The organism is Collinsella sp. CLA-AA-H167 (assembly GCF_040095305.1).
Classification (GTDB): Bacteria; Actinomycetota; Coriobacteriia; order Coriobacteriales; family Coriobacteriaceae; genus Collinsella.
The window spans coordinates 49,801-64,543 of the sequence record NZ_JBBNGA010000002.1 but is presented as its reverse complement, the minus strand read 5'-3'; the positions used below and the strand labels follow the sequence as shown (position 1 = coordinate 64,543).

The 14,743-nt window shown below is 58.3% G+C and carries 12 protein-coding genes and 5 tRNA genes; 4 read left to right on the top strand and 13 right to left on the bottom strand.

Annotated features, from left to right (window positions below; translation table 11 throughout):
• Positions 1–183: 183 nt before the first annotated feature.
• The 4 genes from rplI to rpsF form a co-directional block, all read right to left on the bottom strand.
• Complete coding sequence (gene rplI, locus AAAT03_RS02445) at positions 184–723, bottom strand: 50S ribosomal protein L9 (protein WP_022094073.1); 540 nt, start codon at positions 721–723, stop codon at positions 184–186.
• A 15-nt stretch (positions 724–738) separates the two neighbouring features.
• Positions 739–1,005 (bottom strand): 30S ribosomal protein S18, encoded by a 267-nt coding sequence (rpsR, locus tag AAAT03_RS02440; RefSeq protein WP_006235829.1) that lies wholly within the window; start codon positions 1,003–1,005, stop codon positions 739–741.
• Between the two features lie 72 nt (positions 1,006–1,077).
• Complete coding sequence (gene ssb / locus AAAT03_RS02435) at positions 1,078–1,530, bottom strand: single-stranded DNA-binding protein (protein ID WP_006235830.1); 453 nt, start codon at positions 1,528–1,530, stop codon at positions 1,078–1,080.
• Between the two features lie 48 nt (positions 1,531–1,578).
• The gene (gene rpsF, locus AAAT03_RS02430; protein ID WP_006235831.1) at positions 1,579–1,872 is read right to left on the bottom strand and encodes a 30S ribosomal protein S6; all 294 of its coding nucleotides are present in this window, start codon (positions 1,870–1,872) and stop codon (positions 1,579–1,581) included.
• Positions 1,873–2,377: 505 nt separating this feature from the next.
• Here rpsF and AAAT03_RS02425 point away from each other — a divergent pair.
• The 4 genes from AAAT03_RS02425 (at position 2,378) to AAAT03_RS02410 (ending at position 4,918) form a co-directional block, all read left to right on the top strand.
• Positions 2,378–2,468 (top strand) — tRNA-Ser (locus tag AAAT03_RS02425).
• A gap of 48 nt (positions 2,469–2,516) precedes the next feature.
• Positions 2,517–2,607, top strand: a tRNA-Ser gene (locus AAAT03_RS02420).
• A gap of 369 nt (positions 2,608–2,976) precedes the next feature.
• Complete coding sequence (locus tag AAAT03_RS02415; protein WP_229057814.1) at positions 2,977–3,666, top strand: TRIC cation channel family protein; 690 nt, start codon at positions 2,977–2,979, stop codon at positions 3,664–3,666.
• A gap of 106 nt (positions 3,667–3,772) precedes the next feature.
• Positions 3,773–4,918, top strand: coding sequence for a polymer-forming cytoskeletal protein (locus tag AAAT03_RS02410; protein ID WP_349102521.1), 1,146 nt, complete (start codon positions 3,773–3,775; stop codon positions 4,916–4,918).
• A 222-nt stretch (positions 4,919–5,140) separates the two neighbouring features.
• On the opposite strand, the gene AAAT03_RS02405 is transcribed toward AAAT03_RS02410, so the two are convergent.
• The 9 genes from AAAT03_RS02405 to AAAT03_RS02365 form a co-directional block, all read right to left on the bottom strand.
• Positions 5,141–6,784, bottom strand: a complete 1,644-nt coding sequence (locus AAAT03_RS02405; protein ID WP_349102520.1) for an isopeptide-forming domain-containing fimbrial protein — start codon at positions 6,782–6,784, stop codon at positions 5,141–5,143.
• On the bottom strand, positions 6,777–10,493 hold the full coding sequence (locus AAAT03_RS02400) for an FctA domain-containing protein (protein ID WP_349102519.1): 3,717 nt from the start codon (positions 10,491–10,493) through the stop codon (positions 6,777–6,779). Before AAAT03_RS02400 ends, AAAT03_RS02405 begins: the two co-directional genes overlap by 8 nt.
• A 424-nt stretch (positions 10,494–10,917) precedes the next feature.
• Positions 10,918–12,756 carry a translational GTPase TypA gene (typA, locus tag AAAT03_RS02395; RefSeq protein WP_006235837.1) on the bottom strand — a complete coding sequence of 613 codons (1,839 nt, stop codon included), beginning with the start codon at positions 12,754–12,756 and terminating at the stop codon, positions 10,918–10,920.
• Positions 12,757–12,873: 117 nt separating this feature from the next.
• Entirely contained in the window at positions 12,874–13,323 is a 450-nt protein-coding gene (locus AAAT03_RS02390; RefSeq protein WP_349102518.1) for a hypothetical protein, read from the bottom strand.
• A 30-nt stretch (positions 13,324–13,353) separates the two neighbouring features.
• Positions 13,354–13,710 (bottom strand): hypothetical protein, encoded by a 357-nt coding sequence (locus AAAT03_RS02385; protein WP_117820634.1) that lies wholly within the window; start codon positions 13,708–13,710, stop codon positions 13,354–13,356.
• Positions 13,711–13,743: 33 nt separating this feature from the next.
• Complete coding sequence (locus AAAT03_RS02380) at positions 13,744–14,244, bottom strand: bifunctional nuclease family protein (protein ID WP_117756926.1); 501 nt, start codon at positions 14,242–14,244, stop codon at positions 13,744–13,746.
• A gap of 184 nt (positions 14,245–14,428) precedes the next feature.
• Positions 14,429–14,505, bottom strand: a tRNA-Ile gene (locus tag AAAT03_RS02375).
• 4 nt (positions 14,506–14,509) lie between these two features.
• Positions 14,510–14,585 (bottom strand) — tRNA-Ala (locus AAAT03_RS02370).
• 67 nt (positions 14,586–14,652) lie between these two features.
• Positions 14,653–14,729 (bottom strand) — tRNA-Ile (locus AAAT03_RS02365).
• Between the last annotated feature and the right edge of the window lie 14 nt (positions 14,730–14,743).

Genomic DNA, 14,743 nt, shown 5'->3' with positions numbered 1-14,743 from the left:
AGTCACAGTCCCAAAACGGGCCGCGCCCCGGCAATCATCACCGGACGAAACGGATGAACGGTCCTGTATATAGGACTTCGACGCAACGTTCACCATGACACTCACTCAGCGCAAAAAACAAAAGGGCGCCCTGGTTTCCCAGAGCGCCCTTCTTAGAACAAGATTGTTGCGTTGCAGCAAATGCTACTCGGCAGCAGCCTCAGTCTCGACCTCGGCGGTCTCGGCCTCGGCGACCTCAGCGGCCTCCTCGACCTCAGCCTCGGCAGCGAGCTCCTCGGCGGTAACGCCGACGAGAACGACAACCTCGGCCTTGATCTCGCGGTACAGCGAGATGGCAACGGTGTGGGCACCGGCAACCTTGATGGGCTTACCGAGCTCGACGCGCTTGCGGTCGATGTCCATGCCGAGCTGAGCCTTGATGGCGTCAGCGATCATAGCGGCGGTAACGGAGCCAAAGAGGATGCCCTCGTCGCCGACCTTGACGTCAACGGTGACCGTCTTGCCCTCGAAGGCAGCCTTGGTCTCGTTGGCGGTAGCCAGACGGACGGCCTCGCGCTTGGCGATGTTGTTGCGACGCTCGTCAAGCTGCTTGAGGTTGCCCTTGGTGGCGGCAACAGCGAGCTTCTTGGGGAACAGGAAGTTCTCAGCGTAACCCTGAGCGACCTCTACGACGTCACCCTCGCCGCCCTTGCCCTTGATCTCATCGAGAAGAATAACCTTCATGATGCGTCTCCCTTCTTAGCCGCGGTCGCGGTTGCCACGAGAGGAAACCACGGGGACGGTGTACGGCAGGAGAGCCATCTCGCGGGCGCGCTTGATGGCGTTGGCGATGTCATGCTGATGCTGCGTGCAAGCGCCAGTGACGCGACGGGGCTTGATCTTGCCACGGTCGGTCATGTACTTACGGAGAAGCTGAGTGTCCTTATAGTCGATGAACTCAGTGTTCTCCTTGCAGAACTGGCAGTACTTACGACGCGGCTGACGTGCAGAAAAATCATTAGCCATGTCAAAATACCTTTCATTTGGCAACTTCGGCGAACCGAAGCCGCCTCTCACTCAAAAATAGGTGAACAACCCTTAGAACGGGATGTCCTCATCGTAGACGTCGACCGCGGGCGGCGTGGCCACCGGTGCGGCAGGACGTGCTGCGGGCGCGGGAGCTGCGGGGGCGTAACCGCCCTGATCGTAGCCACCCTGGCCACCACGGGAGCTCATAAACTCGATCTCATCGACGATGACTTCAAGCTTGCTCCGGCGCTGGCCGTCGCGCTCCCAAGAGCTGTAGCGCAGCTTGCCCTCGATCGCGACCTTGTTTCCCTTTGCCAGGAAACGGCTCACGGCCTCGGCGCGGGTGCCGAACATAGTGCAGTCGACAAAGTTGGGATAGTCCTCCCACTCGCCAGTCTGCGCGTTGCGGCGACGATCGTTCACGGCGACGCCAAAGGACAGAACCTGGGTTCCGCCGGCAGTGGCGCGCAGCTCGGGATCGCGGGTGAGGTTACCGGTGATGTTCACTCGATTGATGCTCATAACTCACTACTTCCTCTTGGGGCACAAGCCCAGTCCAAAACGACAGTCTTACTCCTGGTCGTCGCGACGGACGATCATGTGGCGGACCACAGCGTCGGTGATGCGCAGGACGCGATCAAGCTCGGCGATCTGGGTAGGATCTGCGTGGAAGTTGATGAGGGTGTAGTCACCATCGGTGAGGTCGTTGATCTCGTAGGCGAGCTTGCGCTTGCCCCACTCGTCAACGGAGTCGACCTTGCCAGCGCCCTCAGCGATCGTGGTATCGATACGCTTCATAACAGCGAGACGAGTCTCGGGGTCGAGCGACGGGTCAACAAAGAACAGCAGTTCATAAGCCTTCATATTGTCACCTCCTCTGGGCAAATGTGGCTTCAGGTCGTGAAGGTGCGCCTGAAGCAGGAAAAGACTTGGTAATAATATCTTTCAACCTCCCAGGCTGCAAGAATATGCAGCTACAACCTCATGACCTCCACATATGCCCATACTCACACGACGTTTCATGCGCATTCCAACCAAATGCTGACCAAAAGCTTGACGGATCTGTTGACAAGATACGGTGCCGTGGGGACAAGCTGAGCCAAGCCGCAGGTCAACGGGCACAAGGCTGTGGTCGCAAAATGCATACCAGTGGCCCACAGCACCACCCAAAGATTTTTAAATTCATTGCCAAGTCGCTTATGAATACCCTTTTTTGAACAATTGAGTTGATCAACCACGCTGGTCGGAAGCCGTTTTTTGGCACCTCAAGCCCCACTGCAGCGCCAAGCACGGCCAAGCGTTTTAAAAAATGCCAACTTTTCTGTTTGCACTTTGCGATTCCTCGTGTATACTGACTTTCGCATTTAACGGAGAGTTGTCCGAGTGGCCGAAGGAGCACGATTGGAAATCGTGTAGGCGTCAAAAGCGTCTCCAGGGTTCAAATCCCTGACTCTCCGCCAGTTAATTCCAAAGCAGGCCTTCGAGCCTGCTTTGTTTTTACCCCACGCGGAGGGGTGGCAGAGTGGTTGAATGCGGCGGTCTCGAAAACCGTTTGGCCTGTATAAGGTCACGAGGGTTCGAATCCCTCCTCCTCCGCCATTTTGGTTGAAAAAGCTCCCGAAAACGGGGGCTTTTTTGTTTAGAGTCCCTTACAAGCAAATACGGCGGAGGAGGAGGGATTCGAACCCGCCAGGGCGCGGAGCGTAAAGAAAACGCGCCAGTGGCGCGTTTTTAGCGCAGCGCGGTCGGCGTAAGCCGACCGGATAAATTTTGAGCGCTGCTCAAAATTTAGACATCCCTCCTATTCAACCACGCCCCCATCGCGTTCAGCATCGACCCAGATCCCCAAACATGGAACCTACGCCCGCATCCAGTCCTGACCGTTTGCCGAGCAATAGGGTCGCAATCGGCGCCGAACATGTACTATGTACGGGCATTGTCCAAATCCGTAATCCAAAGGACCCCATCTTGCCCGTCGTCGCCGCTATGACCGTTACCTCACACGCCACGGATGCCATGGTCGCCATCCCGTTTTGGCTCGAAATGTTCGCCGTCGTCGCGGCTTCAATCTCGGGCGTGTTGGTCGCGCGCGAGCACAAACTCGACCTGGTGGGTGCAGTTGCGCTCGCCGTGGTCTGTGGCTTGGGCGGCGGTCTTTTACGCGACATGACGCTGCAGGTGGGCAACGTCTACATCCTCAACCAGCCAATGGCGCTGCCGCTTTCCATTGCCACGGCAGCCATCATCTATATTTTCCCGGCAATCGTCGACAAGCCCGAAAAACTCATTCCCCTGCTCGACATCATCTCGGTCGGCATCTACGCCGCCACTGGAGCAGACAAGGCGCTGGTCTACGGCTTTGCACCGGCGGTGTGCATCATGATGGGCTTTTTCACCGCGGTGGGCGGCGGCATGTTGCGCGATGGCTTTATGGGCGTGGTTCCGGGCATTTTCCAACGTACTAACTTTTATGCCATCGCCGCCATCGCCGGATCGACAAGCTATGTGTGTCTCGTTATGAGCGGCATTATGAGCAATGTCGCCGCGCTGGTCGTATGCGTTGTCGTGACCATGGGTCTGCGCTGGCTCTCGCTGCGCTTTGACATCAAAAGCCCCACCGAAGAAGATATCGCGCGCTTCTTGCACCGTAAAAAGTAAACAGCACGGCACGACCCTTCGAAATGCAACCGAGAGGTTCTTTTAGAGCGCCCACGCGTTGGGTACCCTGTTAGGTGTATGTCGAGCATCTGACGAAGGATTCACTATGCCCTGTAATCAATTCCCGTCGACCCAGCGCCGTAAAGCGTGGGTCCACATCACGATCCTATTCGCGCTCGTCGCCCTAGCGGTCACCGCACTTCCCACGGCGTCGTTCGCCGGCACAGACACCGCAGGCAACGTACTTGCGACCGACAATGACGCCAATTCGTCCGGCGTCGAAGGTGACCTGTACTGGGCAGGTCAGGCCCTCAACTTGGACGATGCGTCCATCGGCCGCGACATAATTGCAGCAGGCGAGAGCCTCTCCATCCGCGACTGCACGGTGGGCGGCGCCGTCCGCTTGGCGGCGCGCACCATCGACATTGCCAAGACTACGGTTGATGGCAGCGTGACCGTTGCCGGCCAGCATGTCGTGCTCAATTCCGACAGCACCGCCAACTGTTTCTATGCGATAGGCGAGACGGTTGCCCTGCGCGGCTCTACCAAGTCGGCAGCGCTTGCGGGCGATACGGTGACTATCGATGGCACCGTCGAGGGCGATGTCGAGGTTTGGGCCGATAAGCTCATCCTGGGCAAGAACGCCCACATCACCGGAACCGTGAACGCGCACGTCTCCGAGGACCCCGAGCGCGCCGCGGGAGCCGAGGTCGGCGCGCTCAAGATCGACCGCACCGAGAGCGAGGATACTTCCACCGTTAACGATGCCATCGGCGGTATCGTCGCCGCGGCACTCTCGACTTGCTTTGTCGCCTTACTGCTCGAACTCGTCTTTCCGCGCGCAACCGCCAGCGCCGCCGGCATGCTCCGCCAGCGCCCCATGCCCCTGTGGGTGAGCGGTCTTCTGGGCACGATTGCTATCGTCCCCGCCGTCCTACTGCTAATTATCTCTATCGCTGGTCTGTCGCTTGCCGGAGCCCTCATGTGCGGTGTTATTGGCATCGCGCTGGTGTCGAGTGCCTTCGCGGGCTGCGCCATTGCCCGCATGGTCGGACACAACCAGAACCGCTACGCCATGGCAGCCGCCGGCGGCGTGATCGCGGGCGCGCTTACGGCAATCCCCCTCGTAGGCGGCTTCATCAGCGGCGTGGCCTTTGTCTTCACGCTCGGCTACATCATCCAAATCATCTGGCGCAACGCCCGCCTCAAGCCGCAGCAGCCGGCTAACACGCCAGGACTCCCCACCGCTTAGCCACCAACCGCCACAAAGGAGACAGGCACCTTTATGGTGGTGTAAAAGGGTCAGGTTTCTTTGCACCGACAAACGAAGCGGGGCACCCGGTCACATTCGACCGGGTGCCCCGCTTTTCTTGGAGGGTTCTCTAGTAACTTTTTCAAAACCAATGATCATCAGGTCGGTAGGCCTGCGCGTCACTCGCTACGGAGGCAGTACGCCACTGAGCAAGGGGGGCAATTATTTTTCACGGCGACCTCCTCCTCGCTTGATGACGAACGCGACAACAATAGCCGCCACTCCGATGGCAGCCAAAACCGCCACCAGTACCAACGTTCTATCTCCCGTCGAGGGCATAAAGCCTCGACTTACTTCTTTGCTTGGGGTGTTGAGCACCGACAGTTCAATCGAACCCGTCCCGGCATCGGCTGCATCAACCCGCAGAGGGCTTTCGACCGATACAGTCACCTTGGGCTTCGCGGCCGCCACCTGTTTAACGTCCAGACCCTCGGCCGTAACCGTCACCGTACGCTTGCCCCCAAAGGCGGTGTAGCCCTTGGGTGCCGCGACCTCTTCGACGGTATAGACGCCCGCGTCCACACCGGTCAATTCCACATGGCCGTCCGAGCCCGTGGTGACGCACGCGTCGGCATCCGTCGACCACGAGCCGTCAGTCGTTAGGATGCGCCCGCGGTCATCGATGATGCGCAGCTTGGCGCCCGCGATCGGTTTATCGTCCGAGCTTGAGCGCTTGATCAGACTGAGACCCCAGGTGTAGGCGCACGCATCGTCGCTCGGCGTGCGGGTGAAGCCGGCGTCGCCGGACTGGTCGGCGAGGGGAGAGCGCGGGTAGCGCAGGTAGACCTCGTTGGGGTTGCCCTTGGTGGCGCCTCGATTGCAGTTGGCCCCCAACGGCGCATTGTAGACAGCAACCACGCGGGCGCCCGCGGTGAAGGCGTCGGCCCCGCCGAGCGCGGCGATCAGGTCGCCGGTGCGCACGGTGAAGGCATTGCCCTCGACCGAGACCCTGCACTGTGAAGTAATGTCCGTCCACCCTTTAGCCAGCGTCGAGTTGGCGTTACCGCCCTCACATGTGACGGCGTCAAAGCCGCCGTCCGCGCCCGCCGCCACGTACACGCGCATGCTCGCGGCCACCTTGGAGGGGTCGAGCCCCGCGCTCATGGTGTCGACGAACTGCACCGTGTAGGCGTCGTAGGCCGTGAGGCCCGCCGGGACCGTGGCCGAGAGGCGCCAGTACAGATCGTCGCCCACGGTGGCGTCGACGGCCTTCTGCCAGTCGGCGGTGTTGTCCTCCAGCACATGCTTGAACACCTTGGGGGTCGCCGCCTTGGGCTTGACGGTTACGGCGCTGCCGCCGACCAGTGCCACGATCGGCGCGGTGCCGGCCTCGCCCTGGGCGATGGCGTCGTCGTCGGCGACGATGAGCCAGTATCCGCTGGGCAGCTCGGCCGTCGTGCCCGCGTTAAGGGCCACAGAAGGTACACCGACATTGCAAATCGCACGGGCAAGCTTTGCCGTCAGCGCAGTCGACATATGTCCGCCCGCATTCAGCCACTCGGCAGCCTCTTGCGCCGTCGATGCCGAGCTATCAAGCCCCGCATCATGCAGCACCGAAAGAGCAGTTTGACGAACCGTGTCATTCGCCCACGTTACGTCAGTTGCAATTTTTTGGCCAGCATCGTCATCGTCGGCAACGGTCGCCGAAAAGAGCTGGTACGCGTCATACCGCGTCGCAACTGTACCGCCCACCGTAATGGCACCGGTGCCCGCCGCGCAGGCCGTCCCAGGGGCAATCGCGAAAGAGAAGACGGCAACCATGGCTATTGCCACAACGGTCAACAAATGACGAAACACCTTATTCACGGCGACCACCTCGATCTTGATCGCGATGGCGACGAGCATGCATCCATGTCGCAGCAAAACACAGCAGCGATGCACCAGCCAAATACGTCATAGTCAAGCCGGCACCGCCCGCCTCAGGAAGCATGGTCGAATACTTGTTGGTAAAGGTCGGCGACTCCCGGGAGGCACCGTCATACGTGACGACGGTGTCGAGCTGCTCATGCTCATTGTCGATAGTCACGTTAACCGTAACATCGTGCACGGTTGTGTCGTAGGCGATATGGTCCTTGACATTGTTCTCGGCACCCTCGGGGACGACCTCAGAGATGGTGTAAGTGTAGGTATCGGCCTTGTTGTAGTCGACGTTGAAGGAGACATTGCCCTCGGCGTCGTTGGTCACCGTCTGGAGCACCCTGCCGTCGCCATCCTTAAGTGTAAACGAGAACTGTCCCTTCTTGAATGTGCCACCTTCAAGCACTTTCTTAGCCTGGATTGTTGCGGATCCCTTTAGACGATTGTCATAGACCCAAATCTCGTCCTTTTTGTCATCGCCTACGATCTCCGCGCCGCCGGCGATGGTCTTCGCCTTAGCTAGCGCAGTTTGATAATCCTCGTCGCTTTCGTTGCCCTTGAGCATGATCCACGTAGGCTCGGCCTTGGCGTAGCCAACAGGCGCCCTGGTCTCCTCAAGCTGGTAGAGCACGCAACTGTTCATCGCGCTGTCGCTCGTGCCGAACGATATATTGCCGTTGTCATCGGTCTTAGCGGTGGCAAACAACGATCTGGCGCTCTCCCCGCCCATATCCACTCTGTAGAGTGCGAACTCCGCCCCCTTGAGCGTCGCACCGACCTGCTGCGCATCGTATTTGGTCATCGTGATGCCGTAGCCGTTGCCACCTGCGCTGGCAGAAGCTTTTTTGATTTCCCATGTTTGATCATCAGTCGCAGAACCGTCCTTCACACCCGTAAGCATGGCGGTATTGGAAAGAGGAACCTTGTTGCCAGGATTTCCGCTCGGGATGACCTCGTACTCGACCTTGAGGTATTTCTCATCGGGCACGTTAAGTGTCAATCTCGTACATGAGCCAGATTCGTTGTTGATTTGCTCCATCTTTGACGAATAATCCTTATCGGCCAGCTCAGACCAATCGTTGTTCACGCGCTCATAGATCTTAAGCGTCGACGGCACCAACGTGCACTTGGCATCCATGGTATCGACCAGCTCGAGGACACCAGTGTCACTCTTAAGATCGACAGCTGACTCGTTAACGAAAATGGTGTATTTGATGCGATTACTATTGTCGACCTGTTCGCCGGTCTTCTTGATGACGTTGTTCTTAATGATGACAGCACCACTGCCATAGTCGAATTTCTTGCTTCCCGACTCGGCGCGCGCAGAATTGGTGAACTTCACCTCGTTTGTGGAGGTATCGAGCTCACCACGCTTGACCGCCGTCTGATACGTAAGCTTAGCGTAACCGGCGTAGTCGCCGAGTTCCGTCGTGGGGATGGAGAAAGTGACCGTGTTGCCTCTGCTGCTAACGTTGCCAGCGGCAAGTGTCCGACTCTTAACGACCTCCTTGGCCTCGCCTCCGCGCCCAAGCCCCGTATGTTGATCGTAGGGATTCTGCACGAGCGTGAACTTGGCGGAATTCGCGACATAGCTCATACCGTCCGGAAGGGTGTCGATGATATTCAGCGGTTTCCCGCCCAGCTTTCCAGCTCCAAAGTATTCGAACTCGCCATTTGCGCCCTTATTACCCTTTTGGCGGTTTGCATACACCGTCCAGCCGACGATCCAGGCGCCCTTCTCATCCGAGCCGTCAACGGTATGCCAATCGAAGTTCTCAACCCAAGACACCTTCGACTCCGCTTCCGGCTTCTCGACCGCGGACTTCGTTTCTTGGTTGACAACGTACTTGACGGGTTCGGTGAACGGCCACTTTAATTTCAGGCCCGGCGCGCTGACCGACGCAAAGTTTGAGTACCAGCCCGACAGCGCTTCTGATGTGGTGTCGTAGGTGATAACGGCGTAGTCCTCTTTCTCGAGGGCGTCCTTCACTTTGTTGGTAACGATGATTTTGAGGTCGTAGTTTTCCTTTGTTTCATTACCCGGAAAGCTAGCCGTTGGATTCCAGTCGGCGCCCCGTTCCAGCACGGTATCGCCGATTTTAATGGTAATGGAGCTTTCGTCGACACCAAGTTTCTGCGACCATGCCGACTGAAACGTGTCCTTCACCGTCACCTCGTCTGGATGGACCGCATTGACGATCGCCTTCAGCGCGACCTTCGTCTCCCATGTCGCCCTGCCCGTCGTCGCCTCATTGGATCTCACGAGCCTCTTGGTGATCGGCACAACACCCGTCAGCTGCGGCGTGAAACTGCCTTCATCGGTACCGGAAACGGAGCCTTCACGCTCGATGGTCGCGTTGTTGCGCACGGTGCCGTACGAGCTCGTGTCGTTCATCTTTGTGTGATAAACGATGCAGTAGGTGGCGTACTTATCCTCAAGGTTATCCCGGAACTTATAGGAAAAGGATTGTTCCTTTGGGTCAAGGTTGCCTTTCTCAATCTCGACTCCGCTCGCCTCCGAGTCGCCTTTGTAAACCGTAAAGTAGTTGCCCGTATACGTCTGTTTTCCGTCCAGATAATCGGTGAACACGTAGCCGCTCATGTCGGCCTTGAGCTTGCCTTGGTTGAGTCTGACCGTCCACTTGATGTCCGACGGTGTGCCCGATCCGTTGGACTTGTCAATCATGTCGTAGCCGAATGTAACAGGCTCAGCCGTAGCTGTTTTGTTGTCGCCGTCGGTTGAACCAGCCCAATTCCACATTGCCGTATTGTCAGCTTTGATCAAATCGCCGCTGTTTGCCGAAACGCCGCTCTTCAGCTCCGTTTCGTACGTGATCGTGTGGTCGCCCTGGGAAAGATTGCCCAGGCTGTCGAGGGTCGCGACCTGGCTGTCGATCTTCGGCTGGGGTTCGAGCTTCGTGCCGTCGAGTGCGAAGCTGCCTATCACAAAGTTGAAGTTGTCGCCCAGCGCGTCGGTTAACTTGACATTCGTGGCATACGACTCGACGGTGAGTTTAACGGTCCAGGTAACCTTGGCCACGCCATCTGCTCCCTGGAAGAAGGTCCCCGACTTCGTCCCTGTGACTTTGCCGTCTTTGGTGGGGATATTGATCATTCCCGCACCAGGAAACACGAAAGATGCGTTGCTACCAGAACCGACATTCTTGTTTTTAAGCTGGAACGAGAAGTTTGCCGCGACATGAATGTTCGCAGGATTCCGTTCAAGCCAGCCCTTGTCAAACGTAAAGACAACCTTATTACCTTCGATCTTCCACGTGCCAGCTTGGGCGGCAGAAGATTCCGAACCCTCCATGAGGTTGCCACCTGCGTCATCAACGACGATGGTGCCTGGCAGCTCATAGACAGCGATGTTGTTCCCAGACGAAGGCGCCTTACCGCTTTTAAATTGTACCGAAAAAGCTCCGTAGAGCTTCGAAGTAGACGTTACGGCAGTATCACCCAAAGGCTGATTATGGTTCTCATCGGTATACAGCTTGACCTCAACCGTTGCCGTATCGTCGTTGATCTCAATCGGCGTTGGTGTCGTCGCATCCTCGGCGCGCACGGGGGCTGCACCGTGAAAAACTGCGGCGGTGAGGCTAATTAAAATGAAGATCAGGGCCGCCATACCCAGCGACCGTGAGCGGTGTGCGTCCATAGTTGTCCCCTAATTCCTACAACACGTTGTGGAATACGGCGAATCGTCGGATCGAACACAAACCCCAACATCAACGAGAACCTACCTAGCGCATTGCAAGAACCCATCGGGGAGCAACTTCTAAGACGGTTCGTCTATGCCACAATGCATAAAATACAATATAGATACCAGTCATGTAAACCGCAGGTAAATAGGTCTTTTAATTTAATACCAGTTGATATTTACCTGTTACCGTTTATGCATTAAAGCGGTTGTATTTCAATGATTCATGTATATGTTTAAACAACTTAACTTTGCTTGAAAAGCCGCTCGGGGGGATAACCTCCTCCGCCGTGGTGCAAACGAACCCGTCCCCTTGCACCAAAAAGGGCGCCGACCATCGCGGTCGGCGCCCTTTCTTGTTAGTCGCTATAAAGCCCAGCGCTTATTTGTTGACCTGGCCGGCGCGGACGGCGGCCTTCTTGCGGTCGGTGGCATTGAGCAGACGCTTGCGCAGGCGGATGTTCTTGGGAGTGATCTCGACCAGCTCGTCGTCGGCGATGTACTCCAGCGCTTCCTCCAGCGAGAAGGTGCGGGGCGGCACCAGCTGGACGGAGATATCGGAGGTCGAGGAACGCTGGTTGCCCAGGTTCTTGGTACGGGCGATGTTGACGACCATGTCGCCGGCCTTGCTGCGCTCGCCCACGATCATGCCCTCGTAGCACTCGGTGCCCGGCTCAACAAACAGCTGGCCGCGCTCCTGCAGCGTACCCAGAGCGTAGGCGACGGCCTTCTCGGTGGTCATGGAGATCATGGCGCCGTTCTGACGGTTGCCGATCTCGCCGGCGTAGGGGCCATACTCCAAGAAGGTGTGGTAGAACACGCCCTCGCCGTGGGTGACGTTCATGATGCGGTTCTTAAGGCCCATGATGCCGCGGGTCGGGATCTTAAACTCGAGGTGCGTCACGATGCCCGAGGTATCCATGCTCGTCATGATGCCGCCGGAGGTACCGAAGACCTCAACGACCTTGCCCGAGTACTCGTCCGGGCACTCGACGACGGCCTGCTCGACGGGCTCCATCTTGTTGCCGTTCTCGTCCTTCTTAAACAGAACGCGGGGACGGCCAACCTGGAACTCAAAGCCCTCGCGACGCATGGACTCCATCAGAACGGACAGGTGCAGGATGCCGCGACCCGAGACCTCGACGCCGCTCTTGTCCTCGAGCTCCTCGATCTTCATGGTCACGTTGTTCTCGGCCTCGTTGAACAGGCGCTCCTTGAGCTGACGGGCGCCCACGATGTCGCCGTCGCGACCGACGAGCGGGGAGGTCGAAGCCTCAAAGACGATGGACAGGGTCGGCGGGTCGATCTCGATGGGCTCGAGCTCAACGGGGTTCTCGGGATCGGTGTAGACATCGCCGATATCGGTGCGGTCGATGCCCACGACGGCAGCGATGTCGCCGGCGCCGACTTCCTGGCACTCGGTGCGGCCCAGGTAGTCGAAGGTAAAGAGCTGCTTGACGGTAGCGGTGGCGCTGGAGCCGTCGTTCTTGACAACCAAGATCTGGTCGCCCTGGTGGATGGTGCCGGAGTACACACGGCCGATGCCGATACGGCCAACGAAGTTGGAGTGGTCGATGGTCACGCACTGCATGGCCAGCGGGGCGTTCTCGTCAACCTCGGGCGCGGGCATGTCGTCGATGATCATGTCGAGCAGCGGATACATGTCCATGTTGCCGTCGTTGGGGTCAAGGCGGGCAAAGCCATTCATGGCGCTGGCGTAGACCACGTGCTCCATGGCGAACTCGAGCTGGTCGTCGGTGGCACCCAGGTCGGCCATGAGGTCCAGGCAGTCGTTGTAGGCCTTCTCGGGGTTGGCGCCCGGACGATCGATCTTGTTGATGACGATCATGATCTTAAGACCGGTGTCGATAGCGTGACGCAGCACGAAGCGGGTCTGGGGCATGGGGCCCTCAAAAGCGTCAACCAGCAGCAGGGCGCCGTCGGCCATACGCAGCACACGCTCGACCTCGCCGCCAAAGTCGGCGTGGCCCGGGGTGTCGATGACGTTGATCTTGACGTCCTTGTACTCGATAGAGATGTTCTTGGCGAGAATCGTGATGCCGCGCTCGCGCTCCTGGTCGTTAGAGTCCAGGACGCGGTCCTCGACCTGCTGGTTGGCACGGAAGGCGTCCGTGGCACGCAGGAGCTTGTCGACCATCGTCGTCTTGCCGTGGTCGACGTGGGCGATGATGGCGATGTTCCTCAGATTGTCTACGCGCATGTAGTTCCCCTATCTTCTATCCATATACAAACGGCACGCGTATGCGGCCCGCCCAGCGACACAACGCTCAGCGGGAATATTGAGCCTTTTACCGAAAACTCGTTTATTTTAGCGATTTTAGATGAGAGGGGTTTCCTCACCTGCAGGTTCAGGGTCGCTCCACATAAAACCATCGCCGGCACCCATGCCCTCATACAGCACGTATGCCGAAAAACCGCTCTCGAGCGTGGTTTCGAAGAAGCTCACGAGCAGGGCGTCGTGATAGCCGCCGTCAATTTCGACACAACCGGTGTAGCCGATGGCATAGCGGGCGATGCGGCCCAGCCCCTCGTCCTTAAGACCCATCTTGTGCTCGGAGATAAAGTTGGTGGCAGCCTCGAGGCATGCCTCCTCGCCATCTTCGTCGAGCGCCGCCAGATATCGGTTGGAAGCAGCGTCCTCGATCGCCACAACTACGCCCGGATTCTCGCCGACGGCAAGGTCGTCCAAGAACGCGCCGATCAGATCGCACACCATGGCGTCGAGCTCGGTGGAGACGTTACCGGCGTCCTGCATATCCTGTGCCATCTTTAGACCTTCCCATCGAGTCTCGCGTCGTTACAGTTCCTGTGCCTCGGCAGCGATCTTGGCGGCAGCGTCGCGGGCGCGCATCATATCCATCGCGCGCTTGTCGAGTACCTTGATCTGGTTGGTCAGCATGACCGCATCGACCACACCCCAGATTACCAAGCCTGTTGAAATCGAAAACCCAAGCGCACCAACTGTACCACGAAGGCGCGAGCAGATTGCCGCGACAAGGGCGGAGACGACAACCATCTTGATAAACGAGCCGCGGCGCTCGCGAAGCGTGCGGGCCTGCGTCACATAGGCAATGCGAGCCGCCTCAGAAGCCTCCGAGCGCATCTGGGCCTCGCGTGCAATGGCCGCCGCCTCAACCGACATACCGCTGGCCATCAGCGAACACTCCGCAACCCTGCCGCCCCGCATTTAGAAGTCATCGGGGGAGAGCGTATGGACGAACTCGTCGAACTTCTCGAACTCCTGCTCGTCGTCGACATCCTCGGCGTGGGTGGAAACAGTGCCCAGGCGATTCATGATGTCGTCCTCCACAAACATGGGAGCATTGCTGCGCACGGCAAGGGCAATGGCATCACTGGGACGAGCGTCGATCTTGCGCTCCTCGCCATCGGCCAGTACGACGATCGTCGCGTAGAACACCGGCGGCTCGGCGCGGACGATCTCGATGCGCTCGAGCTTGGCGCCCAGGGCGTCAACGGTATCGAGCAACAGATCATGGGTGATCGGGCGCTCGGCGCGGCCGCTATCGATGCCGCGGCTGATGGCAGCAGCTTCAAACGAACCAGTCTGAATGGAAAGGGAACGCAGCGGCGCGGGCGAGTCCGATTTGCTGCTGCGCTCACGAAGCACGATAAGCGATGGCACGGGACCGGCGGCCATGACGATGGTCTCTATGTCGACACGAACCATGGAACACCTCCGGTACGTAGCGGTTAACACGCGGCAGCCCGCCGCATTGAATAGCTATACTACCCAATCTTTCGCACAGCACACAAAATCAAAGTAGTTAATTTGGGACGGGGCTTTTTTGACTACTTTCAGTAGGTAAGAAAAAAGCCCCGAGGCAACGCCCCAGGGCTCTTCACAGTTTTGATGGTGGACCTGACAAGATTCGAACTTGTGACCTCCCGGTTATCAGCCGGACGCTCTAACCAACTGAGCTACAGGTCCATCATGGTGGAGGTTAGGGGGATCGAACCCCTGACCTCAGGCTTGCAAAGCCCGCGCTCTCCCAGCTGAGCTAAACCCCCACGGAGACAGTAATAAACACCCCAGCGGCGACTCGGCTCTCGCTGGGGTGTTTATTGCGAAAGAAAGTGGTGGACCTGACAAGATTCGAACTTGTGACCTCCCGGTTATCAGCCGGACGCTCTAACCAACTGAGCTACAGGTCCATCGCGCAAGGGAT

Bases quoted from the DNA above. Each gene is read 5' to 3' on its own strand.
- rplI (WP_022094073.1), bottom strand. From the start codon at position 723: ATGAAGGTTATTCTTCTCGATGAGATCAAGGGCAAGGGCGGCGAGGGT.
- rpsR (WP_006235829.1), bottom strand. From the start codon at position 1,005: ATGGCTAATGATTTTTCTGCACGTCAGCCGCGTCGTAAGTACTGCCAG.
- ssb (WP_006235830.1), bottom strand. From the start codon at position 1,530: ATGAGCATCAATCGAGTGAACATCACCGGTAACCTCACCCGCGATCCC.
- rpsF (WP_006235831.1), bottom strand. From the start codon at position 1,872: ATGAAGGCTTATGAACTGCTGTTCTTTGTTGACCCGTCGCTCGACCCC.
- AAAT03_RS02410 (WP_349102521.1), top strand. From the start codon at position 3,773: ATGCCCTGTAATCAATTCCCGTCGACCCAGCGCCGTAAAGCGTGGGTC.
- AAAT03_RS02400 (WP_349102519.1), bottom strand. From the start codon at position 10,493: ATGGACGCACACCGCTCACGGTCGCTGGGTATGGCGGCCCTGATCTTC.
- typA (WP_006235837.1), bottom strand. From the start codon at position 12,756: ATGCGCGTAGACAATCTGAGGAACATCGCCATCATCGCCCACGTCGAC.
- AAAT03_RS02390 (WP_349102518.1), bottom strand. From the start codon at position 13,323: ATGGCACAGGATATGCAGGACGCCGGTAACGTCTCCACCGAGCTCGAC.
- AAAT03_RS02385 (WP_117820634.1), bottom strand. From the start codon at position 13,710: ATGGCCAGCGGTATGTCGGTTGAGGCGGCGGCCATTGCACGCGAGGCC.
- AAAT03_RS02380 (WP_117756926.1), bottom strand. From the start codon at position 14,244: ATGGTTCGTGTCGACATAGAGACCATCGTCATGGCCGCCGGTCCCGTG.